The sequence below is a fragment of the Bacillus subtilis subsp. subtilis str. 168 genome (genome assembly GCF_000009045.1).
GTDB classification, from domain to species: domain Bacteria; phylum Bacillota; class Bacilli; order Bacillales; family Bacillaceae; genus Bacillus; species Bacillus subtilis.
In genome coordinates this window covers 221258-247672 of sequence record NC_000964.3, presented here as the reverse complement: position 1 = coordinate 247672, position 26415 = coordinate 221258, and the positions used below count along the sequence as shown (strand labels likewise).

Here is a 26415-nt window from a genome sequence, read left to right as displayed (position 1 = left end):
AAAATTTTTCTCCAATAAGCATGATAACATAGAATGCTCCCAAAAAAAGCAGCATTCAAATTCTATTATTATACAACATTTGTTACCTTTTGAAAAATGAATGCCAATCTTTTCATGTTCCTTACTATTTTATCCCCCCGCATAAAAAGGACAAGACGCGTTGATTGACGTACTCTGGCTGCTCCAGAGATAACAGATGTCCGGCGTTCTTTACGATTTCAGCCTGAATTCCCGGCACCAATACCGAAGCCCGCTCAAAGGCCATTTGCTGATGGTACATAGCCTCGTGCTCACCGAACATCAGAAGTACCGGGACTTGTATTGATTTCAATTCCTGGTCTGTGAACACGTACGGAAAGCCGTTTTCTGTCGGCTTCAGGCTCCTTTGCTCATCCTGCCATTCCACGCCCGCCACAATTTGTCTTTGCAGTAAAGGATGCAGATCATAACTGTCGCCTGTGATCCACTTGATATATGATTCAGCTCCTCTTGCCCCTGTAAGCTCTGCAGCGTATTTATAGACATCCGGATGAAATGAAATAAACGCTTCAGCGGGACTGATAACAACCGCCCGCTCTACTCTTTCAGGCGCGCGGAGTAAGAAATTCACGATATGGGACCCGCCAAGCGAAAGGCCGGCCAGATGTGCCGTCTCAAGTCCAAGAGAATCAAAGACATCTTTCATCCATTCTGCAAAATCAGCTCTCGTTTCCATGGCTGCTGATGGTATACTTTTATTTTTGTCTCCTATTATATCGACCGCATATGTACGAAATTGACTGCTCCACGCTGCGATATTCGGATACCACATCGCAGAGCTGAAAAGGCCTCCGTGAAGCAAAATGAGCGAAGGTGCGTCCTTTGGCCCACTTGCAATGATATGTGTTTTTCCAAAACGAGTAGAAACATAGAATGCTTCCGACTCAATCGGCCACAAAGAAAGGCTTTGATCATATGCCTGGTAAAAGCGCAGACCACTTTCAACCGCGGCAAACTGCATTGAATCTTGTATCATCTTCTTCTTTTTCCTCCGGGTTTGATTGATATAAAGGATAACGCCCCTTTTGTCTCGTAAGAAAAAATACCTATTTCTTATTATCTCACATAATAAATTTCCAGTATATAGTTTGGTTTCCTGCAATAAATAAAAAAGGCAGTTCCCTTAAAATCAAGGAAACTGCTATTCTTTGAAGACTAATGGAATGGCATGATCTTTTTTATCCTCTGTTAACGAGATGTGATGGGTTACTGATGTTTCACCCTTCGTCAACGCGACTGAGTAATCGCCTTTTCTGCCGGTATCCCATTTGATATCTCCGTTTTTGTCTGTTTTACCGAGTATCTCGCCAATCTCTGTACTCGGCTCCTCATCTGAAGAGGGCGCTTTGACAATCGTCACTTGAACCCCTTCGACCGGCAGCCCCTTAGCATCCTCCACATGAAGAGTGACAGGAATAGTCGTTTCTTTTTGAGAAGAATGCGTCTGCGAACTGCACCCGCATAAAAACAAAATAGACATGAATATGGCTAGTTTGCTGTATTTATTGATTTGCCCAATATTGAATATTGTTGAATACATCGTTCGTCACCCTTGTTCCCAAGTTATATGACGATCCTCCGTTCGTGTGAATGGCAATAGCTGTCTGCCCTGTATCACTGTAGTTTCGATAAACAGGCGAGCCGCTTTGGCAGCCGTACGTATCGGTTGTATAGGTCAGCTTATACGTTTCAGCGGAGCGAATCGGCTTTGTATCAGACCACATCGTGCCAAAGGTTTTGTCACATGGGAATCCTGTCACTGACGAGGAAAGGCCCACGGGACTGCTGCTGTTTGTAGTCCGGTAGCCGTACCAGCCAACCGTGTTTCCAGGAGAACCGTTTAATTTAATAGCTCCGTAATCATAGTTGGTGTCTTTGCTTTCCGTCCATCCTTTGACGGAGTAAAACATCGTGCCTGAATAAGTACCGTACGGATATGACGAACCATTGCGGCCCGGCGCGGCGGTTATCGTCGAAGCCCATCCATGATCCTGGCTGTACACACAATGTCCAGCCGTGACGACTGTATTTGGATTGACTAAAAATCCGGTACATCCATAAGTGCTTGAAGTGTTGGGATACTTGATTGACAGTTGAACGGTTGCTCTATATGGAAAAGATGTCGTGCTGGAGATTCTGGTGCGTTCATCAGTTCCGATAATGCTCGAAGGCTGTAAGGTTTGAATGTTTTTTTCCAGTTCCGTTTGGCCGCCGTATAACGATTTACTTGTTTTTCCGGTTCCCTCATAAGGGGCGGAAACCTGATCTGCTTTTGACGTTTGGTTTTTCGTAGCATCAGCTTCTTTACCGGTATTCGATACAGAAGTTTGCGGGTTCTCTGCCGCTTTTGCCGGTACGCCAAAAGAAACCGCTGCTGCCAAAGCCAAACACAAAACCGTTAAGTAAGCGAACCATTGTTTTCTGAATCTTGGAACTAATTTCATTTTGTCATCTCCCTCCTTTAGTGTCAACCACCCGTATCGATGGAAGACTTTTACATTATAATCAGGTTTCTGATTCTTATGATAAAACTTTTACGGAGAAAGAAAAAAACAGGCCTTGTCCCATGACAAGACCTGTTCAAACTCTATTTTAAAATTAGCTGGTCCAACGCTTTCTTTGCATTCTCTCTTGCCGTTTCAACTGAATCAGCAGCAGAAAGCGCAACTGCCATACGACGTCCGGCTTTTGTTATCGGCTTTCCAAAGACGCGCACTTGAGTCTTTGGGACTGCCAGTGCGTTTTCCAATCCTTCAACAGTGTAATCCGCTAATTCTTCCGGCGCTTTGAGGGGCCTGCTGGCGCCAGGAGAAAGCTGTGTGATTTCTGTAATCGGAAAGCCGAGAATCGCCCGGACATGCAGCGCAAATTCTGACAAATTTTGCGTCACCAGCGTGACAAGACCCGTATCATGCGGACGAGGAGATACCTCACTGAAATATACCCTATCTTTCGCAAGGAACAGCTCAACACCAAACAGGCCGTATCCGCCAAGCTCATCCGTGATCGTTTTCGCAATATGCTTCGCTTCTTCTATTTGCTGCTCTGTCATATCATGCGGCTGCCACGATTCGATATAATCCCCGTCCTTTTGCACATGACCGATCGGCTCACAAAATGCCGTACCGTTAACCGCACGTACGGTTAAGAGTGTGATTTCTGATTCGAAAGGGATAAACTCCTCAACGATCACGCGGCCGTTTTTCACCCGTCCGCCTTCCATCGCCGTCTCCCAGCAGCTCTCTAAATCCGCTTCAGAGCGGCACACACTTTGGCCTTTTCCAGAAGAACTCATCAATGGTTTAACGACACAAGGAAAACCGATCTGAGCTGCCGCTTGTATAAATTCATCATATGTATTCGCAAATTCATAGCCAGCTGTCGCAAGTCCAAGCGTTTCCGCCGCAAGTCGTCTGATGCCTTCCCGATCCATCGTCAGCTTGGCCGCACGGGCATTCGGGATAACGTGAAATCCTTCCTCTTCAAGCTTCAGCAATTCATCCGTCGCAATCGCCTCAACCTCAGGCACAATCAAATCCGGATTTTCTTTCTCAATGATGGTTCTGATCTGCTCTGGGTCCAGCATATCAACGACATAACTGTTATGCGCGACCTGCATCGCCGGAGCATGCTCGTAACTGTCAACTGCCACCGTCTGTACCCCAAGACGCTGGGCTTCAATCACTACCTCTTTACCTAATTCACCTGAACCTAACAATAAAACCTTCTTTGATTGATACATCTTTGCCCCTCCTATCTGTTCCAAACCATTATAACTGAAATATTTGAAAAATAAATTTTTATTAAAAAAGATAAAATTATTATTGAGGGTTAAAATCTTTTAAATTCTTAAACGAAAGCAGACAAATAACGGTCTGCTTTCTCTATTCCTAAACAGCAACATCATACAAGAAATCCCCCAAAATCATGCTACACTTAATCCAAGACCACCACACCGACAGGAGGCATCCCATGCAAAACGAAACCCGCACACTGCAGCTTGACCCACACCTTCATATAGAAGCCTACCGCTTCAAGGGAATTATGCAGAAGTTCCCGAACCACTTTCACGATTATTATGTGATTGGATTTATTGAAAAAGGGCAACGGTATCTGGCCTGTCAGGATCAAGAATATATCATCAATCCAGGTGATCTTCTCCTCTTTAACCCCCGTGACACGCATAGCTGTGAACAGATTGACGGCCGGACGCTTGATTATCGGTGTATCAATGTCATGCCGGATATCATGGAGAAGGCGGTGAAAGAGATTACTGGCTCCGGGCATCTCCCTTATTTCTCCCAGCATGTGTTATTCCGCCATGAGCTGACAGCCAGCCTGCAGGAATTGCATATTTTGATATCCGAGGAAAAACAAGCTTTGCGTAAGGAGGAGCTGTTTCTTCATCTATTAGAGGAGCTGATCCGCCATTATTCAGATGTCACGTTCCTTAGCAGCGTTCCAGAACCATCAGACGAAGTCAAAATGGTTTGTGAATTTTTAGAAGAGCATTATGCCGAAAATGTTACACTCAATGATTTGAGTGAATTAACAGGCTGGAGCAAGTATCATTTATTGCGTTCATTTACAAAACAAAAAGGCATTACCCCTAATAGCTACATGGAAACAATCCGGATTAATCAAGCCAAAAAACTCCTTGAACAAGGGGTAAGGCCGATTGATGCGGCATTTCAGACAGGATTCAGCGATCAGAGTCATATGACGAAGTTTTTTAAACGGCAGGTGGGGCTGACGCCGAAGCAATACATGAAGATTTTTGAAAAGGAGCTTCACAGATGAACATACAAAGAGAAACTTCGGGGCATATCGCAGCCATTGTGACCATTCTGATTTGGGGGACGACCTTTATTTCGACAAAAGTTCTGCTGGCTGACTTCTCTCCAATGGAAATATTATTTTATCGGTTTTTGATGGGCTTTATCGCTCTTATCCTCGTCCGTCCCAACATGATTCCGTTCAGAAATTGGCGGCAGGAGCTGTTGTTTGCCGGAGCTGGTTTATTTGGCGTAACCTTATACTTTCTATTAGAAAATATAGCTCTCACCTATACATACGCCTCCAATGTCGGCATGATCGTGTCCATTATACCGATGATCACTGCGGTTTTGGCCCATTTTCTGCTCGAAGGCGAAAAATTGCGTCTGACTTTTTTGATTGGATTTATCTCGGCACTGATCGGGCTTTTATTGATTACGTTTAACGGCAATGTGGTACTGCGTCTAAATCCGCTCGGAGACATCATGGCAGCCGGGGCTGCTCTCGTGTTTGGCGGATACTCGATATTCATGAAAAAATTAAGCGCCTACGAATACCACATCATCGAGCTGACACAGAGAGTATTTTTGTATGGTTTATTGTTTATGGTTCCCGCTTTATTTTTGTTCGACTTCCATTTTGACCTAAGCCGATTTTCATCTGCTTCAAATATACTCAACATGCTTTTCTTAGGGATTGGCGCTTCTGCCCTGTGCTTCGCCACTTGGAATTATTCAGTTGGAGTGCTCGGAGCCGTCAAATCCAGTGCGTATATTTACATGGTCCCGGTTATCACGATCGCCGCTTCTGTCCTGATTCTGCACGAAAACATGACATGGATCGCTCTTCTAGGAGGCGCGCTTACACTTTTAGGCCTCTACATTTCAGAGCTGAAACCGAAAGCGAAGCTGTTGGAGAACGGATGTAAAATGGATGCTTAACGGCATCCATTTTTTTATTTTGTCCTACGTTTGCCACCTATAAATGAACGCAATCTAACAAAGGAGGAATCGAAATGGTTGATGAAATGGTCTTAATCACACAGCAATGGCTGAACGATACGTACAGCGGCAAACATGGGTATAACCCAGTTGAAGAAAGCGGGAAAACTGGGTGGGATACGATCTACGGTCTGACTCGGGCGCTTCAAATTGAATTGGGTATCTCAGAGCCAGCCGATAACTTCGGGCCGACAACACAGCGCTTATTTAAGCCTCTTAAACGCCAAGCTCCAGATTCAAAACCAAGCAACATGAATTTTATTTTACAAGGGGCTTTATGGTGTAAAGGCTTTAATCCCGGCGGTTTTACAGGCGTCTTTTACGAAAAAACAGAAAATGCGGTAAAAGAATTTCAAAAAGCTGCCGGACTGACAACACAGGATGGGATTGTCACCACGTTAATTATGAAAGCCTTATTAGACATGAGCGCTTTTAAGCTGGTGTCTGGGGGTGATTCAAGAATTCGCCAGATTCAACAAAACTTAAATCGAGACTACAATGACTATATCGGGTTAATGCCTTGTGACGGACTGTATGGCCGCGATACAAATAAAGCTCTTATTTATGCCCTGCAAAAAGAAGAAGGCATGAGCACAAGTGTTGCCAATGGATTTTTCGGAAACGGCACCACAAGTTTGTGCCCTACTTTAACTCCCGGCGATTCAAGAACAGGATTTGTCTTAATTGTTCAGTACGCCCTCTATTGTAACGGAAAATCGTTCGATCCTGGTGAGTTTGACGGCAAATATGGTGTGGGTGTTGTTTCAGCTGTTAAAGCATTTCAAGAGTTCATGTGCCTGCCGCAAACAGGTTATGCAGATATGCCAACCATTAAAGCTTTATTATCAAGCTCAGGAGACACAACTCGCACCGCTTCTGCTTGTGACACTGCTACAATTATAACCGCAGAAAAAGCTCAAACACTGCGGAATAACGGTTATAAAACGGTTGGCAGATATTTGACCGGAAATGTGCGGACAAGCAGCGGCCTCACATCTAAAGCCCTGACATCTAAAGAGCTTGCAGTTATTCTTGATGCCGGATTGAAGGTTTTCCCAATTTATCAAGACGGCGGCTATGAATCTTCTTATTTTGTCAAAGACCAAGGCACAAGAGATGCATATAGTGCCGCTTCTGCTGCTAGAAGATTAGGTTTTCCGTCAGGCACGACCATTTATTTCGCTGTCGATTTTGATGCATACGATTATGAAGTGACCGATAAAATCATTCCTTATTTCCAAGAGATTAAGTCAGCATTTACAAAAATGCAGACATTTTCAACCGCACCTAAGTATGAAATAGGGGTTTACGGACCAAGAAACATTTGTATCCGTACATCTGAAGCAGGACTGACAAAGTATAGTTTTGTGGCAAATATGTCAACAGGATTTAGCGGCAATCTCGGCTATCCGATGCCAAACAACTGGGCCTTTGATCAATTTTATGAAGGAACCATCGGAAGCGGCTCTGGAAGCATCGGGATTGATAAAGACGGGTATTCAGGAAGAGACTCAGGTGCAAGCAATGTAAATCCGCCGTCTGATCCGGTATATGATGCAAGACTGCGTACACTGACAGACATTTTATCTACCATTCCAGCTTTAGAAAATCTAACAAGTCTGGCAAACGCGATGTTTGAATTTGATACGACAGAAACCATTTTCACATCACCTGAGTTGGATATTATTCTATCAACTTCACTTCTGGCAACCATACCAAGTGAAGGTTCACCAAACACAATTACCATTACAAATGGTAAACCAGGTGCCTATATCACGGGTTTATTGGGCGACACTCAAACGTCTCTCACTGCGTCACAAATCGACTCTTATCAAAACCTTTTAAATAGTCTGAGCTTATCAGTACGCAACGGTTATTTGGAGGTTTATGTAAATCCAACAGCTGAATCTTTAAACATTCAAATTAAAATCTATACACCTGATATTCCAGTCGGTGACAATGTCACAACTGGACTAACGACTACGATTACGTTTAAAATAAAGACGTACAAGGGAGTACCAGTTACGTCTCCCGAGAGTGAATTAGCGTTAGATTGGCCGTCTTATGATCAATATTTATTCCCTGTTGTAGGTGTTGCTGCACTTTTACTAATTGGGAATATGGGCAGTGATTTAACGAACAATAAAGGAGTCAAAGTCGCTACCGCATTATCTGCTATGTTACTGGCCATTTTTGCTTATTATACTAGCTAACTTTAATACAAAACTGCATGAACATAAGTTAAAATATGCTCATGCAGTTTTTTTAGTTTATCTATCGTCTTTTGGAGGTTTATCAAAAATGAAAAATGATCAAATAGTTTTTGAAAAAACAAAAAACATCGCTCATGATATCAATCAGATGCAAAATCAGCAGGAGATAATAGATTATCTTTTTCGCCAAGATTCTCTGACACTCAACCAGTTGAAGCACTATTATTCGGAACCTTCTCTTCCGCTTCAGTTTCTTGTGAAAGTAGCAGTTTTATGCATGTTTATATCTATGACTTTAGCTTCTTTCCTTTTCATCCAAGCAAAAGAAGTCTTCACCAATACTATTCTTTCAGATATTTCACCTGCAGTGTTTTCTATTTTTACAGTCATTTGTATTTTTATGACTTATACTAAAATCATAAAAAAAGGAAATAAAAACAAAGGAAAAGCATCCCTTAATCAACGATCTGAATTCTATGAGAAAAACAAGTTAATTAATACAATACTTTATAAAAAATATAAAATGGATCAACAAAACATACAGGCTAATAAACATACTGCCTCTGATAATGAAGATTCAATGAATTTTAGTGCTGTATTGAATCATGTTCTTACAATTAGTAAAAATGATAAAGAGCTTTTGGGCTACTTAGATACAAGAGATAATGCTATGCTAAGCCAATTAAAAGCATATTTTTCAACTCGTCCATTTTCCCTTCCACATTATATGAGTTTGATGTTTTGCGGAAGTATTATTGTTGTCTATGCAACTTCTTTATTTTCAGGACAAATCAATTACATTGACATACCACACATTTTTATCTTTCTATTATTAATTATTTTCTTGAAAATCCTTATTGATTTGATAAAGCTTTTAAATATATCTAGAAAAGGACAATTACATACTGTTCTGCACTTTGCACAGAGAGCCGAATATTTGCGAATGAGAGGAGTTATAGATTTTATTCTAACTGAAAGATATAACAAAAAAATCATGTAATTTTGTTTCATCCTTACTAAGAAATACTCAATTTTTATACTTTAAGAGATGTATATATTGAATGTAGACCACCATACATATAAAGAAACAGAAACAGCAACTTTATTTTAGAACATAAAAAAGATGATAAAGAACTTCTTATTTTCCTAAACAAATATGATTCAATCATGCTGAATCAATTAAAGGTATTCTTTAGTGAACCATTGCTTACATTCAAACACACTTGCCAAAATCGTATGTACTGTGACATTAATAACGTTATACTTCTATTTTTTCAGCACTCGTTTTAATGAATTAATAGAATTAGCTGTACAAATGTTTTTTGCCTTGATCGGCCTTTTTTGGGTTTTTATTGTTTCCCCATTTTCAAGAAAAGTTCAAATTTCTGAACGCTTCAAACAAAAATCCGAAAACGCCCGCATAGTCGGTATGATCGACTTCGTATTAGAACAAAAATACAAAAAAAGCATCTCTGAATAATCTCGAAATCAGAGATGCTTTCCCTTTGTCCTCATCACTTGTCTACCACAGCCGCACTGTCACGCGTAACCGCAGCTGGCTCCCTCAGCATCACATTCATTACGCTCGCAAGCACGAGCATTCCAATCGACAAATAAAAAGCCAGTGTATACTCACCCGTTACCGTGTAGATGACGCCGGGCACATACGCACCTAGTGCCGATCCGATCTGATGGGCGAGTGACAGCCAGCCAATCATGAGGCCGATCGAGTAGTTTTGAAAGTACTGGGTGGCGAGCATTTGAGTCGGTGCTACCGTTGCAAAGTCCACTAATCCAAACAGAATCGCAAAGGCTAAAAGCAAGTAGGGCTCGTGGCTGTAAATAAGAATCACGATCGACAGCGCCCGCACCGCATATAAAATGCACAGGATTTTCCGGCTGCTCCACCGGTCCGCTACAATTCCGGACAGCAAGATCCCAGCAATATTAAAGCCTGCTAGCAGACTGACAGCAGCACTCGTGACTGTCGTTGAAAAGCCATGATCATGAGAAAACGGAATCAAATGGGTATCCATCAGCCCCACGGTCGTAAATCCACAGATCAAAAACGGAAAAATCAAGAACCAGAATTGCCTCATACGAAACATCCCGGCCACTGAAAGAGCTGTTGTTTTGGGTGCTGTTTCTTTTTCTGATGCAGCCAGTCCGCCTATCGGCTCTGTATTCTTTTCTGAAGGATTGTTCCGCAGCATCAGCAGCGCAGCCGGAAAGACAATCACGATTAACAGCAGTCCCAACACCACAACCGTCAGCTTCCAGCTAAACCAATGGATCAACATGAGTGAGCCGGGAACGAGAAGCATTTGCCCCGCGCCAAAGCCTGCTTCCATGATCCCAAAGGCTAGTCCCCGCTTTTTGCTGAACCAATTGACGACCAATACACTTGCCGCCACATTCGATGCTCCGCCCACTCCAAGCGAGACACCCAGCCCGTAAAGCAAAAACAGCTGCCAAGGCGAAGTCACAAGGTATGTTAAGAAAATGCTGACTCCTGTCAGTAACGCACTCCATGCCAAAACAGCCCGGGCACCCCATTTGTCCACAAGCCGACCGATCACAGGCTGTGATATGCCATAAACAATAAAACTCACCGTCGAAATCAGCGAGATGGTGCTTCTATCGATTGAAAACTGCCGTTCCCACGGCTCCACAAACGCACCAAACGACAGCCGCACCCCCTGAACCGCCAATAAGATCAAAAAGGTGACGGAGACGATGATCCACGCATAATGCAGTCTTTTCATGACAGCTCCAAATCCCACCGTTCTTCTGTCAGCTGCTGTCCCCATAATGGCGCTTCTTGTTTTACTTCACTTATCCTGAATCCAAATTTTTTATAGAGCGGACGAGCCTCAGCCATCGTGCTCACCGTCCAAAGGAAAATGCGGTCAAACTTCATGTCTTGGCAGTATGCAACCAGATGCTCCAGCAATTGCGTGCCAAGCCCCCTGCCCCGAAAATCCGCATCAACCAGAAACCATCTGAGCTGGACTGTCTTTTCATCGTGCTTGACCAACCCGACAGAGCCGGCAAATTTCCCGCCGCTTTCCGCAATCCATATTTTTTCGATGTCAGCGTCAAATGTCTCCTGAAGATAAGCTAAAAACGTGTCATCCCAACCGTGAGCCTCCGCGTAAAATTGTCTTTGTTTCTCAATAAGGAGTTGAAGATCCTCCGAAAGAAAATAATCTCTAATCGATATCTCTGATGCTCTGGCAGAAAGCGACTGTGAAAGGATCGCTTCAATCTCTGCCATCGCCTCGGCAAGCTTGTGCTGCTCCTTTTGGTTGATTACCTTCAGCATCAGTTCTACTTGTTCGTTGGCTTTCTCCTCCAGCTTTTTATAAATCGTTTTTCCTGTTTCTGTGACAAAAATGTAATGGTGGCGGGCGTCATCTTTGCTCCTCTGTTTATAAATCAAATCTTCTTTTTCAAACTGCTTCACAATCCTGCTGACATATCCCCGGTCAAGCCCCAGCTTATCCTGAAGAGCTTTTGCCGTACAATTAGGCGTATTATAAATCTCAAATAAAATCCGTGTTTCTGTTAAGGAAAACGGGCTGTCGTAAATGTGCTCATTAAGGAAACCAAGGACGTTTGTATAAAATCGATTGAACTTTCTGAATTTTAACCCGACAGATGATTCTCTTGTTTTCAAATCAATTCCCACTTTCTAATATCGTTGACTAAAGCAATTATAATCACATATAGTTGCTTTAGTCAACGATATGTTAGAAAGTGAGGTCTTTTTAATTTCCTGATTCCTTCCTTTTCCTTACCACAATCAATGTGATATAGGATAAAGCCAGAGAAACCAAGCTATAGACAACAGCCCATCCCAAAAATGATTGATTAAAAATGGTAAAGGTGAGCACAAGAGAAATCACCAAACTAAGCATTGGCATCAGATACGGGTTTTTACAAATACAGGTCCCGACAATCGATAGCAGCATAATTCCTAACGGTAAAATAAAGAATGCGATATCTAATTCATCCATCTTTAAACAGCCTCCCTCCAGATTTTTATGTTACTAGTAAAAAAATATAATTGCATTTAGTAAAAGGATAATATTCACTTCCCTAAGGCCCAATTTGAAAATTACCCGTTTACATTCGCTCCGGACTATGATAATTTAAGAAAGCGCTATCATGATAAGTTAATAGCTTGGATGGAGATGAGGAGAGCCAGGAATCCAACCCCTTTTGACAAGGGGTGTTTTCTGGCTCTTTTTGTTTTTCGGGAAAGGAGGCACGCCACACATCCAGCACAAACAGCAAAGGGGGATAATTATTAATGCTTAATATATTTAAACCGGCTCCTCATATTGAGAGACTGGATGATTCAAAGATGGATGCGGCATACAAACGGCTCAGACTGCAAGTATTCATTGGTATTTTCATTGGCTACGCAGGCTACTACCTGCTGCGGAAAAACTTTGCCTTTGCCATTCCTTATCTGCAGGAACAGGGATTTTCGAAAACAGAACTGGGTTTGGTGCTGGCCGCTGTGTCCATTGCGTACGGCTTCAGCAAATTCATCATGGGAATGGTGTCTGACCGCTGTAATCCGAGATATTTTCTGGCGACAGGCCTATTTTTATCAGCAATCGTTAATATTCTATTCGTTTCAATGCCTTGGGTGACTTCGAGCGTCACCATCATGTTTATTTTTATGTTTATCAACGGATGGTTTCAAGGAATGGGCTGGCCGCCATGCGGCAGGACGATGGCCCATTGGTTCTCCATAAGTGAACGCGGCACAAAAATGTCGATCTGGAATGTCGCCCATAACATAGGCGGCGGTATTCTTGCTCCGCTTGTCACTCTTGGGATCGCGATGTTCGTCACTTGGAAAAGCGTGTTTTTCTTCCCTGCCATCATCGCCATTATCATTTCATTTTTAATTGTTTTATTGGTTCGTGATACGCCTCAATCCTGCGGACTCCCGCCAATTGAAGAGTATCGGAATGACTATCCAAAACACGCTTTTAAAAATCAGGAAAAAGAATTAACAACAAAAGAAATTCTTTTTCAATATGTGCTGAACAACAAATTTCTTTGGTACATCGCTTTTGCCAATGTATTTGTTTATTTCGTGCGATACGGCGTGGTTGACTGGGCGCCTACTTACTTAACAGAAGCCAAAGGCTTTTCTCCTGAAGACTCACGCTGGTCGTATTTTCTTTACGAATACGCAGGCATACCGGGAACGATCTTGTGCGGCTGGATCAGTGACCGATTCTTCAAAAGCCGCCGGGCACCGGCAGGCGTTTTGTTTATGGCGGGTGTTTTCATTGCCGTATTGGTGTACTGGCTGAATCCGGCCGGCAATCCGCTCGTGGACAATATCGCCCTGATCAGCATTGGCTTCTTAATCTACGGACCTGTTATGCTGATCGGCCTTCAAGCAATTGACCTAGCACCGAAAAAAGCAGCCGGAACTGCAGCCGGTTTGACCGGATTTTTCGGATACATCGGCGGATCCGCCTTCGCAAACGCCATTATGGGCTTTGTCGTGGACCGTTTTAACTGGAACGGCGGCTTTATCATGCTGATCTCATCCTGCATTCTTGCCATCGTCTTCTTGGCTTTGACGTGGAATACAGGAAAACGGGCAGAGCATGTTTAAGAAAGACACATAAAAGATTAATAGTTTTCCAACACGCCGTTTACATCCGTTTTTTATTATGAAAGACAGGTAGTGCTTATCTATAAGGAGGAGAAATCATGAGAAAAAATAGAATACTGGCCTTGTTTGTTCTGTCGCTGGGCTTACTCTCATTTATGGTAACGCCAGTGTCGGCAGCGTCAAAAGGAAACCTGCTGTCACCTGACCGTATCCTGACCGTCGCGCACAGAGGGGCTTCTGGATATGTGCCTGAGCACACGATTCTGTCTTACGAAACCGCTCAGAAAATGAAAGCTGATTTTATTGAATTGGATCTGCAAATGACAAAAGACGGAAAATTGATTGTCATGCATGACGAAAAACTGGACCGCACCACAAACGGAATGGGTTGGGTGAAAGACCATACGCTCGCAGACATTAAGAAGCTTGACGCCGGTTCTTGGTTTAATGAAGCCTATCCGGAAAAAGCAAAGCCGCAGTACGTCGGCCTTAAAGTTCCTACATTAGAAGAGGTATTAGACCGTTTCGGAAAGCACGCGAACTACTACATTGAAACAAAATCGCCTGACACCTACCCAGGTATGGAAGAAAAACTGATCGCTTCTTTGCAGAAACATAAATTACTGGGAAAGCATTCTAAGCCAGGCCAGGTGATCATTCAATCGTTCAGCAAAGAAAGCCTGGTAAAAGTCCATCAATTACAGCCAAACCTGCCGACCGTTCAATTGCTGGAAGCCAAACAAATGGCGTCAATGACAGATGCTGCCCTGGAAGAAATCAAAACATACGCTGTCGGTGCGGGCCCGGATTATAAAGCTTTAAATCAAGAAAACGTCCGTATGATCCGCAGCCACGGCCTCCTGCTTCATCCTTACACAGTCAATAATGAAGCTGATATGCATCGCCTGCTTGATTGGGGCGTAACAGGAGTGTTCACCAACTATCCTGATCTTTTCCACAAAGTAAAAAAGGGTTATTAAAAGCAAAAAACCTTGCGACAACTATCGCAAGGTTTTCTTCTATATTTTATTCTTTTCCGGCAGCAGCTTCTGACTGTCCATTAAGCAGCTGAGAATTTATCTCTTTCGCATCCTTTAAGTATTCTGTCTGGTAGCCGCTCTTCAGCGCCCACACATAGAATACAAGGGATACCATCGCAATCAGAACCATATCCCAGCCATAATGAATGACATTCAGGCCGCCGAATTTATCACTGCCCAAATAAGAAATAACCATCATGGCCAGCAGATAAAACACCATCCAGACGCCGGCTTTAAAGTTCCGGCCAAACCCTTTCCATTTCGCCTTCGCCTGATAATAGAAATAAATCGGAAGACCGATCAGGATAATAAACAGAACCTGTCCTGTTAACGGCCAGCGCGCCCAATACAGCACCAGTGACGCAAAGATAAATCCAAGCGGAGCAATCACATTTAAGCCTTTTAAACGAAGAGGCCTGTACAGGTCTTTCCCCGTCCGTCTCAATGTCATCACTGTGATCGGGCCGGTGATATAAGAAATTAACGTAGCAACAGAAATAATTTCCGCTAATACGCCCCATCCTCTGAACAGGAACAAAAAGATGAACGAAACAATCAAGTTAAAGAACATTGCTTGTCGCGGAACGCCGTAAATCGGATGAAGCTTCCCGAATATACTCGGCATGTATTTGTTTTTTTCCATTCCGTAAATCATTCGGGACGTTGTCGCCGTATACGTAATCCCCGTTCCAGACGGTGATACAAATGCATCTGCATATAACACAATAACAAGCCAGTTAATATTCAGCGCAATCGCCAGATCAGCAAAAGGAGAATTAAAATTCAGATGGCTCCAGCCGTGAGCAATATCAGAAGGATTCACAGCTCCAATGAAGGCGATCTGCAGCAGGACATAAATCACTGTCGCAACAAAAAGAGAGCCAACAACCGCAATCGGGATTGATTTCCCCGGATTTTTTGCTTCACCCGCCATATTAATCGGGCTTTGGAAACCATTAAACGCAAAAACGATACCGGAAGTGGCAACCGCCGTCAGCACACTTGCCCAGCCATTCGGCGCAATGCTTTGACCGCCAGTAAAGTTTTCTCCGTGGAATCCGACAAACAGCAAAGCTCCAATCGTAAGACCCGGAATAATAATTTTAAAAATCGTAATTAATGAATTCGCTTTCGAAAATAGATTGACTGTCCAGTAGTTCAGCAGAAAATAAATGAGAAGCAATACAGAGGCAAACGCTAGTCCTTCCCCAGTCAGCGTTCCATTCTTCACCAAACCGCTTGTCCATTTCGCCCATTCCCAAGGCCAAGAACTCATATATTGAACGGAGGCCACCGCTTCAACCGGAATGACGGACACAATCGCAATCCAGTTGGCCCAGCCCGCAATAAAACCGATAAACGAACCGTGTGAATATTGCGTGTATTTGACCATTCCCCCCGCTTCAGGGAACATAGAACCTAGTTCACTATAAGAAAGAGCAATAAATAAAATGACGACCATTCCAATAACCCATGAAATAATAGCAGCTGGTCCTGCTATTTGAGCCGCACGCCAAGCCCCGAACAGCCAGCCTGAACCGATCATCGACCCGAGCCCGACCATCATGAGGGAAAACGTTCCCATTCTTCGATGCAATTGATTCATATCGTAAACACCTTTCATGTATGATGACATTCTCTTGCTAATTATATTATTATTCTGATTACTTTACTTTGTCAATATTTATCGAATTTTGACTGAAATCTATAATAAGTCAATGTATATTACCTTCCAATACAGGAATGAAGTCACTAGTTTCTTCTTAAATGGAATTTACTGTTAATTCCAATGATAAAAACACAACAGGTTTAGCAATTTCCAAAACGGGAATGATACAGGAAACACTATTCTTAAAATAGAAAGGAGTATCACCATGAAACAAAAGCTGTTACTTTCAGGTCTCGCTGTTTCAACTGTCGGCATCACTTCTTATCTATTAAAAGACCCGTCAAATCGCCAAAAGGCAAGAGAATTCATTCACAGCATGAAGATGAAAATAACAAAACAGCCAGACATGGAAACGTTCCCAGTTGATAAAGCCGGCCACCCGGACCCGCAAGATATCGAGGACAACAAAATGGTATCAGAAGGCTCCATGTATCCCGTCCAATACTACGATGAAAAAAAGAAGTAATCAAAAAGCTCTCTTCGATAAAGGAAGAGAGCTTTTTAATTTAACTTTTTCGTCTGATTCCGCTCATTACGAAGCCGCTTTCAGGCAATGATGGCATTCTGGCGAGACTGTAATGCAGTGATTGTTCCGGAACATCGTATTCAATCTGATGGACGAGGAAATCCAGGCTCGCTTTCATGACTTCAATTGTAATGCCTTCCCCTGGACAGCGGTGGCCTTTCTCGGCGTGCCCCCCGCCTTGAGGAATCATATCAAACAGATTTTCTTCCCGCTCCGCAAATCGTTCCGGCCGGAATTCATCGGGATGATCCCATAGACGAGGGTCGTGGTTCGTTCCATATAAATCAAGCAGCACCGATGTGCCCTTCTTAAACTCACAGTTATTCCATACAAAATCTTTTTTGACAAGCGCCCCTAAAAACGGGCCGAACGGATAATATCTGCGGACCTCCTGCACAAACATTTCTCTTTCCCGGCTGTTTCCAGACCGCAGCCATTCCTTATACTTCGGATGCTCATGAAGCGCCAAAGCTGAAAACACCAGAAAGTAAGAAATGGCGACAATAGGCCGCAGTACATTAATCAGCTCAATGGCTGCCATGCGGGAATCCAGCTGGCTTCCATCTTCTTGTGTGTGAAAAGCCATTTCATGCAGCGCTGTTCCGGAAGTCGTTTTCAGCAAGCCGGCACGAGCATCTTCAATCATGACTTCAATCCACTCTTCCGCACGCGGCCTTGCTCTTCTTCCTTTCCAATGCCGCGGTCCCACAGCACCGAACGCGTCGACCATGTCAATGAAGTCATCCGCTCTCTCTTTGACTTCCGTTTCCTTCAACGGAACACCTGCCCAATAGCACGCTACCCGGCACAGGATTTCTTTTGCTTCTTCAAATAACACAACCTCATCTGCCTTCTCCCATCTTGTGACTGCTGCTTTCCACTCCTCTGTCATCAACTCAGCCAAACGTTTTTGATGCGGCGGTGTCATCAATGACAGAAAAAGCATCTTCCGATGGATATGCGCGCTGCCATCCATTCCCTGAATCGCATTAACACCAAACAGCGATTTCTGCACCCGCTTAGGCAAAGCGTTCTGCCGCTGGAATCGATCCGTATCATAAAACACCTTCGCCGCCTCAGCGCCAGTCATGCAAATAAAGTTTTTTCCCAACAAACGGGCCTGAAACAGATCTGAATTGTAGCGCTCTGTTCTGTTTTTAATAAATAAATACCCTTCCTTCAGCAGTGTCAGACTGTTATCGAGACTTTTGTCATGTGGAATCTGCTCATTCATCCGCTTACCCTGCCTTCCTTTTTACCCTCTATTTTCACGTTATCTTCCGACTATAAACCCAGTAACAGTATTTGTTTGCAAAACCAAATTTAAGCGCTTTTTGATTATTTTTTAAAGGAAGAACAAACGAAAGAGAGAAAAGGTAGTTAATCAAAACGAAGGGGAGAACAAAATGAAAAAATGGATATATGTTGTGCTTGTGCTGAGTATTGCAGGGATCGGCGGCTTCTCCGTCCACGCAGCATCATCTGCTCATGAAAAACACTTGAATGTCAGCAAAATGAATGTCGATGATGAATTCAAGGATACGGATGGAACCTTCATTCTTCACGATTTACAAAAGGATCAGACATTTGTCTATAACAGAAAACGGGCAAATCAAAGACAAACTCCGCAATCCACCTTTAAAGTCGTGAACGCTTTAATCGGTTTGCAGGTCAAAGCTGTAAGAGATGAATACGATGTTAAACGATGGGACGGGGTCAAGCGTGAATTCGAATCATGGAACCGCGACCATACGCTTGGCTCGGCCATGCGCGAATCCGCAATCTGGTATTATCAGGCATTAGCGAGAGATATCGGCGAGGAAAGAATGAAAACATGGCTTCATACTCTATCTTACGGCAACGAGGATATCAGCGGGGGAATCGACCAGTTTTGGCTGCAAAGCTCGCTCACAATATCTCCGCTGGAACAAGAAACTTTTTTGGAGAAACTGGCTAAAGAGGAGCTTCCATTTGACAAGCCGGTGATGAAAATCGTCAAGCGCATGATGATTCAAGAGGAAGGCGATCATTACACGCTCTACGGGAAAACCGGAACCCGCCTGACTGATATGGGATTAGGATGGTTTGTCGGATTCATCAAAACAGAGCATGGCTCTTATGTCTTTGTCACCAATGTCGATGATTCCGGCACAAAAGCCAAAAACATCACCGTGGATATCCTGAAAAAGTATGGCCTGATTACATCCTAAATAAAAGAGCCCTGCACGGCAGGGCTCTAAATCTCATGCTCAAAACAATAATGATTCACAAGCTCTTCAATCAAATCATGATCGGGATATTCCCCGTTAAATTCAAATTCGATTTCTTCCACAAATTCTCCTTGATGGTACACATGGATGGCTCCGTTTTGACGGACAACGCTAAACTCCGGCTGAAATGTATATCCGCTTCGTTCAATTGCTCCCATTTCTTACCCGCCTTTCTCAAAGCAGTAATTCATACACCTCGTTTAATTCCTTGGCCCGTTTTTGATCCTGTTCATTCTGGGCATACTTAATTTCTTTTTCTAATACATGGTTCAAAAAAGACATTTCATTATCATCTAAGTCTTTTACAAATTCCTCTTCATTTGCATAACGCTTCGCCAGCATCTTCTTGCAAATACGCTGGCAGACTTCATTTTCTAGATGATTCGAAAGTGATTCGCGCAAATAACCGAGTGTAACATCCATTTTATGAACACCTTTCCTTCTGCTATCTTTACCCTATAGCTTGCTAAAATAGGGAAAATCCATACGCGAAAAATAAAAAAAGAGACATCCGTGAATGTCTCTTTTTTATCGTTATTCAGCTGCTTGTTCGCTTTTTGTCAAATTGGCCTGCGTGCGTTTGCCAATCCCAAACACATAATAACTAATGACCACAAGCGCTAAGAAAATCACGCCTACAATCAGGGAGATACGAGTATCATCGTTAAACCACATGCCAACCAGAACCATCAGCAAGAAAGCAATCGTCAAATAGTTTGTAAAAGGAGCAAACGGCATTTTGAATGGATGTTTATCTAATGCAGCACCCTTCGCTTTTCTGAATCCGATATGGCTGATCAAAATGATAAACCAAGGAATCATCCCTGGGAGCACGCTTGCGCTGTATACATAGACAAAGATCTTCGGCGGCGCGATATAGTTCAGTACAACGCCGACAGCCAAACCGATCAGCACCGCAATTGTGCCATACAGCGGCACACCATTGCGTGAAATCTTCTTAAAGAATTTCGGTGCTTGTCCATTGACACCCAGTGTATACAGCATGCGGCCCGCGCTGAAAATACCGCTGTTACAGCCGGACATTGCCGCAGTAATCACGACAAAGTTAATAATGCCGGCCGCTGCCGTAATTCCAATTTTCGAGAACGTAGACACAAACGGACTTCCGAGTGAGTTGAGCTCATCCCAAGGATACACCGTCACGATCACAAAAATAGCGCCAATGTAGAAAATCAAAATACGCCAGATAATACTTTGAATCGCATTTCTTAGCGTGTTTTGCGGGTCCTTCGCTTCACCCGCTGTAATCCCGATCAGCTCAACTCCTTGATAGGCTGCAATGACAAGAGACAGTGCAAAGAAGAAACCTGAGAAACCTCCTGCAAAGAAGCCCCCGTGAGACCACAGGTTCGACAAACCGATCGCATCTCCGCCATTGCCAAAACCGAAGAAAATAATTCCGATTCCCGCAATAATCATCAAGATAATCGTCACGATTTTAATCATCGCAAACCAAAACTCAAATTCCCCAAACGACTTAACAGAAATTAAATTCGCCGCACCAAGAATCACCATTGCCACGATACCAGGTATCCAAGCAGGCAAATCCGGGAACCAATACTTCGTATAAGAACCGACAGCGATAATTTCTGACATGCCGACGATAATCCACTGGAACCAGTTGCTCCATGCTGTTATATAACCTGCCATCGGATGAATATATTGATGGCCGAACGTCGCAAAAGAACCTGTGCTCGGCTCGACATACAGCATTTCACCCATCGCACGCATAATAAAAAAGATAAAAATTCCGCATATTGCATAAGCCAGAAGGACAGATGGGCCAGTCCATGAAATCGTGCTGGCAGAACCCATAAACAAGCCAACACCGATTGTACCGCCCAAGGCGATCATCTGAATATGGCGCGCGCCCAGGCCCCTCTTTAATTCTTTATTTGCCACTCCTCTTCCTCCTCCTAACAAAATACTCATAAATGAGAAAACAGCAGACCTGCTTGCCTTCACATGAATCAGTGATAACAATCAGAAAATTCAAACTTAAAATTGTTATATAATCTCCTAAATTACTTATTTCATCATAATAAATTTCTCTGGAAAATACAATTGTTTTTTTCAGGTAAACACCTTTGTTCAGAGTTTTGAATCGTTCACTTCTTTTAAAATCTTTTATATAAAAATAATAAAATTATTTGAATATTGGGATTAATTCACCCCTTAGATTCTCATAAAAAATAAGCTGTCCTACATGAACAGCTTACCTAATAATTCACACCCGTTTGACGCTTTAATGCTTCAAGCCACCCGGTATCTCCGGTCCCATAGCTCTTGCTTTGTCCCACATCTCTCAGAGATCCATTGCTGTAATCAATTGATAGGATGAAATCCGGAATGGCATTATACCCGGCTTCCGCGATTTTACTGAGCTCTGAACGATAGTAAGATATAGCATAAGAAGCCGTTTGTTTCTGCACTGGATCTTTTTCAAGCTCTTCCTTATATACATCCATTAAGTCACGTCCCTCAGGCGTGACGTACCGCCCATCAATCACTTCTAAATCCTTCAAATGGTAGCCTGTAACTTCATACATCTCACGAGCTGCCTGATACTTTTTATAGGCCTCTTCGGAAAATTGTGCTGAATCACTGCTTTGACTTTTCATGATGTGTAAAAATAGTTCTTTGCTGTTGTCTCCAGATTGCAGCACTTGCTCAATTTGCTTGATCAGATCCTGATCGTCTGTCCCGCTTACCCGCACCTGATAGTCAATCGGTGTGATTGTAAACGTCAGCTCTGTCCCCTCTGGAATATGAATATGGTTTCGATTCAACAGTACTTGCAGCTGCTGGTTAACCTGTCCCCGCTGATACACCTTTTCATTCTCAGCTTCCACTTCCCCATGAAATGTGACATTCCGAAACACAGCATCCTGAAGGTTATAGTTTTGCGCCTTCCCTTTGAATAACCATTCTGTTTCATTATCGTAAGCGGCCTGTCTTTCTGCAGCTGACAGATCACTTCTGAAATAAGGAGACTTTGAATTTTGGTACTTATCCTTAATATAGCCTAATGGATCAGACTTTGTTTTATTAATCGCATTCATCCTGCTGTATTTTTCATCTAGTATTTTGATTCTGATATCACTCTCAGATTCATAGGGGTTTTGGGATTGAATCACTGTTTCTTCCCCTGTGTCTGTCACTGTTCGATCATTCGCTGATTGATACACTTTGCTGAACGTCCCGCTGTTTCCCGACACGCTGGTTTTAGAATAATTGAACTGATTGATTCCCCCAGTTGAAGATTGTGACTTAAGCCTGCTATATGCCTTTTCCAGAACTGCCGCTGGATTTTCAGTCGCATTCTCCCGTTTGGCAGGCGCATTCTTGCTCAATATGTTCTGTGCAATCAGCTGAGTGCGGATAAATTGCCGATTCAGACGCATTGAATTCCCTCCCGAGTATTCTCTCTTATTCTTTTTTATCGGCGAATATAATGTATATATTAACCTCAAAAAACATTTATTTACACCTAAATCGTTATTATGTATGATGGAAATAAAAGGAGGTTGTTTGCATGGTGAAAAAATGGCTTATTCAATTCGCTGTTATGCTTTCTGTCTTATCTACCTTTACGTATTCGGCATCAGCTGTCGGAGTCACTGCTATCACAGGAAACAATTCATTTGATACCGCAATGCCGATCGGTTATTGGAAATATAAAAATATCGATACAACAATACTGGAAGCTGGTCAAGATGAAGCCTATTTCACTTTTACGGCTAATAAGGGAGAAAAAGTATACATGAGGAGTACATACCAGAGCGCGTATACAGGGATGAAAATTGAAATTTATGACAAGAACAGAATACCTGTTTCTCAAGGGACAGAAGTTATTAACCCTAATACGTTTTCTTCTTTTATTTATGCAAATGCAGACGCCCAAAACACGACGGATACCTTCTATGTGAAAGTGTCACGAGGCACCTATACTGGAAACATGTACTTTACGCTTTCAATTGAAGACCGAATCAAATCAGGCAGCGGAACGTTCCAATTCAGCGGCGTTGCTGAAAATAAAGGAAATACAAGCCTTAGCCCCTCAGGTTCTGACTCCAGCGTGATCAAGGTTGATTTAACAAACCAATCTGGGATACCGCGTGATGCCATTGTAACCAGAGTTCAAACAACCGCCACTCAAACACCAAGCCAGGGAAATACACGCCATCTGATCATGACAAGCGAAAATAACGAATGGAGCCGTGCCCTTGTAAACAGCTCGACTTCAGGGTCTTATGATATCTCTTTGTCGGATCAACTCAGTGTGGCAAAGGTATGGAGTTTTAAATATAATACATTAGCGACAGCCAGATCGACGATGAGCAACGTAAAAGCAAAAATAGATTATGAATACGACGTGACAAAGCAGTTTTAACTTATACCGAGCCGGTTATCCGGCTCTTTTTTATTCTCCGTCTAGAAGGTAAACTATAGTCAGTACAACCAAGGGAAGTGCAGACATGGCATTAAAACTTCTAAAAAAACTGCTATTTGACCGCCCTCTAAAGAACGGCGTTATCTTAAATCATCAATACAAAATCGAAGAGTGCCTCGGTATGGGAGGCTACGGTTTGGTTTATTTGTGCACCGATATCCTAGCTCAAACACCTTATGTCTTAAAACAGCTTCGGCCGACAAAAGCCAAAAAGGAAAAAGAGAAAGTCCGATTCCAGCAGGAAATAAAACTGCTCAAAAACATTCACCACCCGCAAATTCCGGGCTTCATAGATGAATTCATCATAGACGGACAGGCTTATTATGTCATGCAGTTCATTGAGGGAGAGAATATAGAAGAATTATTATTTTTTCGAAAACAGCCGTTCACAGAGCTTATGGCGTTACAACTGATTTCGCAGCTGCTTGAGATTATAGAATACCTGCATGATCGCCTTATCTTCCACAGCGACATCAGAACGCCTAATATCATCATCAATGATGGCAGGCTCTGCCTCATCGATTTCGGCCTTGCCAAACAATTGACTCCTGAAGAAATGGAGGAAATAAAGGTACGAAAACAGGATGACTTCTTCGATCTCGGAGAAACGCTGTTATTCTTGCTGTACTCTCAATATAAAGGAAAAAAGAAGAAAAACGGCACTTGGCTGGAGGAATTAACACTGACAAAGGAAGTAACCTTGCTGCTGAAAAGATTATTGGGCATTGAGGAAGAGTATCAGCACACCGCTTCCATTCGCGAGGATCTAAACCGGGCCATTCAATCGGTCACATAAAAAAACCCTTGTCCCAAAAGCGGAACAAGAACTTTTTTTGGATTAACTGCTGCTGTAGCTCCGGCGTTTGTAACGATGACTGCCGCCATAACGGTCGTAGTGTCTTCTTTTGCCCGAACTGCTGCTGTAGCTGCGATAATGTCTGCGCCGGCTGCTGCTGTAATGCCGGTGTCTGCGATATCGGTCACTAGAACTGCTTGAGAGGTACTTAATCGTTTTGATGATTTTTTTAAACATATGATGTTCACCCCATTTCTTTCTCCCTATTATATAAATTTTATAGGAGAAAGAAAAACATCAGCGGGGTCACTCTTTTGAAAACAAGAACCCCGTTCCGTTATCATTTGTATGCAGCTCATAAGTAATCGCAAGCAGCCTGCATGTATCCTCAATAATCTTTAACCCAAGTCCCTCACTGCTCTCATTCCGATCAAATCCAATACCGTCATCACGAATAAAAACATCGCCATGTTCAATCGTGACTTCCATCTTTTTAGCTTTTGAATGCCTTAACGTATTTTGAAAAATATTATCAAACAGCCTTTCCATCCATAACGTGTTGCTCATCCATATCACATCTTGATCTGCCGGCTTATAGTGCAGCTCAATCCCACTCATACTGTATAAATAATCCCACTTTTTCACCGCTGTTTCTAATAGCTCGTTTAGACGCACTTCTTCATTTACAATATAAGAGCTTTCCAGCGTCTCAGCGGAATATAGATTGAATTCATTAGTTAATTCCGAGATATATTCGATTTGCTGATACAATGATTCGAATACAGCCTGACCATGACATTGGTCTTCCAAATAAAATAACTGCAGCCTGAGAGCCGTTAAAGGTGTATTAATGTCATGCCGCAGTTTTTGCAAAAGCTCCTTTTTGATTTCCTCCTGCTGTCTCAGCTCCAGTTCACGATATGTCGTCCGTTCAATTAACAAATTGACCGACTTGATCAGTTCCCCGATTTCATCAGCACGCTTCACTTCAATTTTATCGGGCACCCTTTGATCACTCGCCAAATGCCGAATGGTTTGATTTAATAGATTGATTTTATGCAACAGAGAATGAATCGACTTTGAAAATAAAAAAGCTAACAATAAGAGTGATATCAAAAATACAACGATCATTGCCGGGTATGCAAACGACCTGTGAAAGGGCATACCATGATTCATCGGTTTAAACATGCTGTCATAAATCACCGACATCAAAACACTGACCGCCAGCAATAGCATCGGAACACTAATGACGGCCGTAAACAATAACAACTGATATTTTGTCTTGAGCTTCATTTCTTCACAACGGTATTCAGCCGATACCCTTCTCCATATATATTTTCAATCATCTCACCCGCTTGATCATTGATTTTAGCTCTAATTTTTTTAATATGCACATTGACAATATTCGGGTTTCTATCTTCGAGCTGCCATAGATATTCAAAGAAATGTTCCTTTGTCAGGATACTGTCTCTATTTTCATATAAATAAAAGAAAATTTTCCGCTCAATCGCAGTAAATAATACCTCATCATGCAGGCTTTCATTGAACACTTTTTTCGTTACCGCATCAATATACAAATGTTTGATTTGCGTAAAGGTCCCATAATGATGCTCAAGCATATTCCGCATTCTTAATAGCAGCTCTCTCGGATCAAAGGGCTTTACCATATAATCCTCGCCGATCTGCAAACCTTGAAGCTTGCTGTCCATGTCATTGCGGGCTGAGAGAAAAATAACCGGAATGCCCAGCCCCAGCTTTTTGATTTTTGCAGACATTTGATACCCGTCTTCACCCGGCAGCATCACATCCATAATGACCAAATCCACCTTCTGAATCACCGAAAGCACATCCGCTCCATCTGTTTTCCATATCACACGATATCCCTCGCGCTGCAAAATCTTTTGCAGCAAATCACCAATCATCACATCGTCCTCAACGATTAAAATACGATAACCCTTCAT

26 protein-coding genes, 2 pseudogenes and 2 other annotated features are annotated in these 26415 nt (G+C 42.8%); of the genes and pseudogenes, 12 read left to right on the top strand and 16 right to left on the bottom strand.

The genetic code is table 11. From position 1 onward, the window contains the following. Positions 1–124: 124 nt before the first annotated feature. The 4 genes from cesB to purT all read right to left on the bottom strand — a co-directional run bounded on the left by cesB (position 125) and on the right by purT (position 3781). Positions 125–1015, bottom strand: coding sequence for an enantioselective carboxylesterase (gene cesB / locus BSU_02260; RefSeq protein NP_388108.1), 891 nt, complete (start codon positions 1013–1015; stop codon positions 125–127). A 165-nt stretch (positions 1016–1180) separates the two neighbouring features. Further along, positions 1181–1579 carry a putative lipoprotein gene (ybfJ, locus tag BSU_02250; protein ID NP_388107.1) on the bottom strand — a complete coding sequence of 133 codons (399 nt, stop codon included), beginning with the start codon at positions 1577–1579 and terminating at the stop codon, positions 1181–1183. Further along, entirely contained in the window at positions 1542–2483 is a 942-nt protein-coding gene (gene mpr, locus BSU_02240) for an extracellular glutamyl-endopeptidase (protein ID NP_388106.1), read from the bottom strand. Before mpr ends, ybfJ begins: the two co-directional genes overlap by 38 nt. Positions 2484–2626: 143 nt before the next feature. After that, entirely contained in the window at positions 2627–3781 is a 1155-nt protein-coding gene (gene purT, locus BSU_02230) for a phosphoribosylglycinamide formyltransferase 2 (RefSeq protein NP_388105.1), read from the bottom strand. Between the two features lie 230 nt (positions 3782–4011). On the opposite strand from purT, the gene ybfI reads away from it, so the two are divergent. The 6 genes and pseudogenes from ybfI to ybfEc all read left to right on the top strand — a co-directional run bounded on the left by ybfI (position 4012) and on the right by ybfEc (position 9509). Further along, complete coding sequence (ybfI, locus tag BSU_02220; RefSeq protein NP_388104.1) at positions 4012–4839, top strand: putative transcriptional regulator (AraC/XylS family, cupin family); 828 nt, start codon at positions 4012–4014, stop codon at positions 4837–4839. Next, positions 4836–5756 carry a putative permease gene (gene ybfH / locus BSU_02210; protein NP_388103.1) on the top strand — a complete coding sequence of 307 codons (921 nt, stop codon included), beginning with the start codon at positions 4836–4838 and terminating at the stop codon, positions 5754–5756. Before ybfI ends, ybfH begins: the two co-directional genes overlap by 4 nt. 74 nt (positions 5757–5830) lie before the next feature. Next, the gene (ybfG, locus tag BSU_02200) at positions 5831–8029 is read left to right on the top strand and encodes a putative pepdidoglycan binding protein (protein NP_388102.1); all 2199 of its coding nucleotides are present in this window, start codon (positions 5831–5833) and stop codon (positions 8027–8029) included. A gap of 88 nt (positions 8030–8117) precedes the next feature. After that, positions 8118–9029: a hypothetical protein gene (gene ybfF / locus BSU_02190; protein NP_388101.1), complete on the top strand. Its 912-nt coding sequence runs from the start codon at positions 8118–8120 to the stop codon at positions 9027–9029. Between the two features lie 167 nt (positions 9030–9196). Beyond that, positions 9197–9319 (top strand) — a sequence feature (Evidence 4: Unknown function but conserved in other organisms). Then, positions 9197–9319: pseudogene (gene ybfEn, locus BSU_02181) on the top strand. It overlaps the preceding feature by 123 nt. Continuing rightward, positions 9225–9509: a sequence feature (Evidence 4: Unknown function but conserved in other organisms), on the top strand. It overlaps the preceding pseudogene by 95 nt. Continuing rightward, a pseudogene (gene ybfEc / locus BSU_02180) lies at positions 9225–9509 on the top strand. (Overlaps the previous feature by 285 nt.) Before ybfEn ends, ybfEc begins: the two co-directional pseudogenes overlap by 95 nt. A 34-nt stretch (positions 9510–9543) precedes the next feature. On the opposite strand, the gene ybfB reads toward ybfEc, so the two are convergent. The 3 genes from ybfB to ybeF form a co-directional block, all read right to left on the bottom strand. Beyond that, complete coding sequence (ybfB, locus tag BSU_02170) at positions 9544–10794, bottom strand: putative carboxylate transporter (protein NP_388099.1); 1251 nt, start codon at positions 10792–10794, stop codon at positions 9544–9546. Then, positions 10791–11708, bottom strand: a complete 918-nt coding sequence (gene ybfA, locus BSU_02160; protein NP_388098.1) for a putative transcriptional regulator with acetyltransferase domain — start codon at positions 11706–11708, stop codon at positions 10791–10793. Before ybfA ends, ybfB begins: the two co-directional genes overlap by 4 nt. 91 nt (positions 11709–11799) lie before the next feature. Next, a complete protein-coding gene (gene ybeF / locus BSU_02150) occupies positions 11800–12048 on the bottom strand; it encodes a hypothetical protein (RefSeq protein NP_388097.1) in 249 nt (82 codons plus the stop codon). 296 nt (positions 12049–12344) lie between these two features. On the opposite strand from ybeF, the gene glpT reads away from it, so the two are divergent. Both glpT and glpQA read left to right on the top strand, forming a co-directional pair. Then, on the top strand, positions 12345–13679 hold the full coding sequence (gene glpT / locus BSU_02140; protein ID NP_388096.1) for a sn-glycerol-3-phosphate permease: 1335 nt from the start codon (positions 12345–12347) through the stop codon (positions 13677–13679). Positions 13680–13777: 98 nt separating this feature from the next. Continuing rightward, the gene (glpQA, locus tag BSU_02130; protein NP_388095.1) at positions 13778–14659 is read left to right on the top strand and encodes a secreted glycerophosphoryl diester phosphodiesterase; all 882 of its coding nucleotides are present in this window, start codon (positions 13778–13780) and stop codon (positions 14657–14659) included. Positions 14660–14705: 46 nt separating this feature from the next. Here glpQA and ybeC read toward each other — a convergent pair whose 3' ends face one another. Then, positions 14706–16325, bottom strand: coding sequence for a putative H+/amino acid transporter (ybeC, locus tag BSU_02120; RefSeq protein ID NP_388094.2), 1620 nt, complete (start codon positions 16323–16325; stop codon positions 14706–14708). A gap of 268 nt (positions 16326–16593) precedes the next feature. On the opposite strand from ybeC, the gene ybyB reads away from it, so the two are divergent. Beyond that, entirely contained in the window at positions 16594–16854 is a 261-nt protein-coding gene (gene ybyB, locus BSU_02110; protein NP_388093.1) for a hypothetical protein, read from the top strand. Between the two features lie 40 nt (positions 16855–16894). On the opposite strand, the gene cypC is transcribed toward ybyB, so the two are convergent. Then, positions 16895–18148, bottom strand: coding sequence for a fatty acid beta-hydroxylating cytochrome P450 (gene cypC, locus BSU_02100; protein ID NP_388092.1), 1254 nt, complete (start codon positions 18146–18148; stop codon positions 16895–16897). A gap of 172 nt (positions 18149–18320) precedes the next feature. Here cypC and ybxI point away from each other — a divergent pair, with 172 nt between their 5' ends. Further along, complete coding sequence (ybxI, locus tag BSU_02090; RefSeq protein NP_388091.1) at positions 18321–19124, top strand: exported beta-lactamase; 804 nt, start codon at positions 18321–18323, stop codon at positions 19122–19124. A gap of 26 nt (positions 19125–19150) precedes the next feature. On the opposite strand, the gene ybxH is transcribed toward ybxI, so the two are convergent. The 4 genes from ybxH to ybdO all read right to left on the bottom strand — a co-directional run bounded on the left by ybxH (position 19151) and on the right by ybdO (position 22609). Continuing rightward, positions 19151–19342 carry a hypothetical protein gene (ybxH, locus tag BSU_02080; protein NP_388090.1) on the bottom strand — a complete coding sequence of 64 codons (192 nt, stop codon included), beginning with the start codon at positions 19340–19342 and terminating at the stop codon, positions 19151–19153. A 16-nt stretch (positions 19343–19358) separates the two neighbouring features. After that, entirely contained in the window at positions 19359–19607 is a 249-nt protein-coding gene (csgA, locus tag BSU_02070) for a sporulation-specific SASP protein (RefSeq protein NP_388089.1), read from the bottom strand. A gap of 111 nt (positions 19608–19718) precedes the next feature. After that, a complete protein-coding gene (gene ybxG, locus BSU_02060; protein ID NP_388088.1) occupies positions 19719–21107 on the bottom strand; it encodes a putative amino acid permease in 1389 nt (462 codons plus the stop codon). 317 nt (positions 21108–21424) lie between these two features. Then, positions 21425–22609 carry a putative phage protein; prophage region 1 gene (gene ybdO, locus BSU_02050; protein NP_388087.1) on the bottom strand — a complete coding sequence of 395 codons (1185 nt, stop codon included), beginning with the start codon at positions 22607–22609 and terminating at the stop codon, positions 21425–21427. Between the two features lie 131 nt (positions 22610–22740). Here ybdO and ybdN point away from each other — a divergent pair, with 131 nt between their 5' ends. Continuing rightward, complete coding sequence (ybdN, locus tag BSU_02040) at positions 22741–23598, top strand: putative phage protein; prophage region 1 (RefSeq protein ID NP_388086.1); 858 nt, start codon at positions 22741–22743, stop codon at positions 23596–23598. 85 nt (positions 23599–23683) lie between these two features. After that, a complete protein-coding gene (ybdM, locus tag BSU_02030) occupies positions 23684–24454 on the top strand; it encodes a putative protein kinase (RefSeq protein NP_388085.1) in 771 nt (256 codons plus the stop codon). On the opposite strand, the gene ybzI is transcribed toward ybdM, so the two are convergent. From ybzI to ybdJ, 3 genes are read right to left on the bottom strand one after another with little or no spacing between them, the layout of a single operon-like run. Continuing rightward, positions 24439–24702: a hypothetical protein gene (ybzI, locus tag BSU_02019; RefSeq protein YP_003097672.1), complete on the bottom strand. Its 264-nt coding sequence runs from the start codon at positions 24700–24702 to the stop codon at positions 24439–24441. The two genes, ybdM and ybzI, sit on opposite strands and share 16 nt — an antisense overlap. 58 nt (positions 24703–24760) lie before the next feature. Next, the gene (gene ybdK / locus BSU_02010; RefSeq protein ID NP_388083.1) at positions 24761–25723 is read right to left on the bottom strand and encodes a two-component system sensor histidine kinase [YbdJ]; all 963 of its coding nucleotides are present in this window, start codon (positions 25721–25723) and stop codon (positions 24761–24763) included. A 20-nt stretch (positions 25724–25743) separates the two neighbouring features. Continuing rightward, positions 25744–26415, bottom strand: coding sequence for a two-component system response regulator [YbdK] (gene ybdJ / locus BSU_02000; protein NP_388082.1), 672 nt, complete (start codon positions 26413–26415; stop codon positions 25744–25746).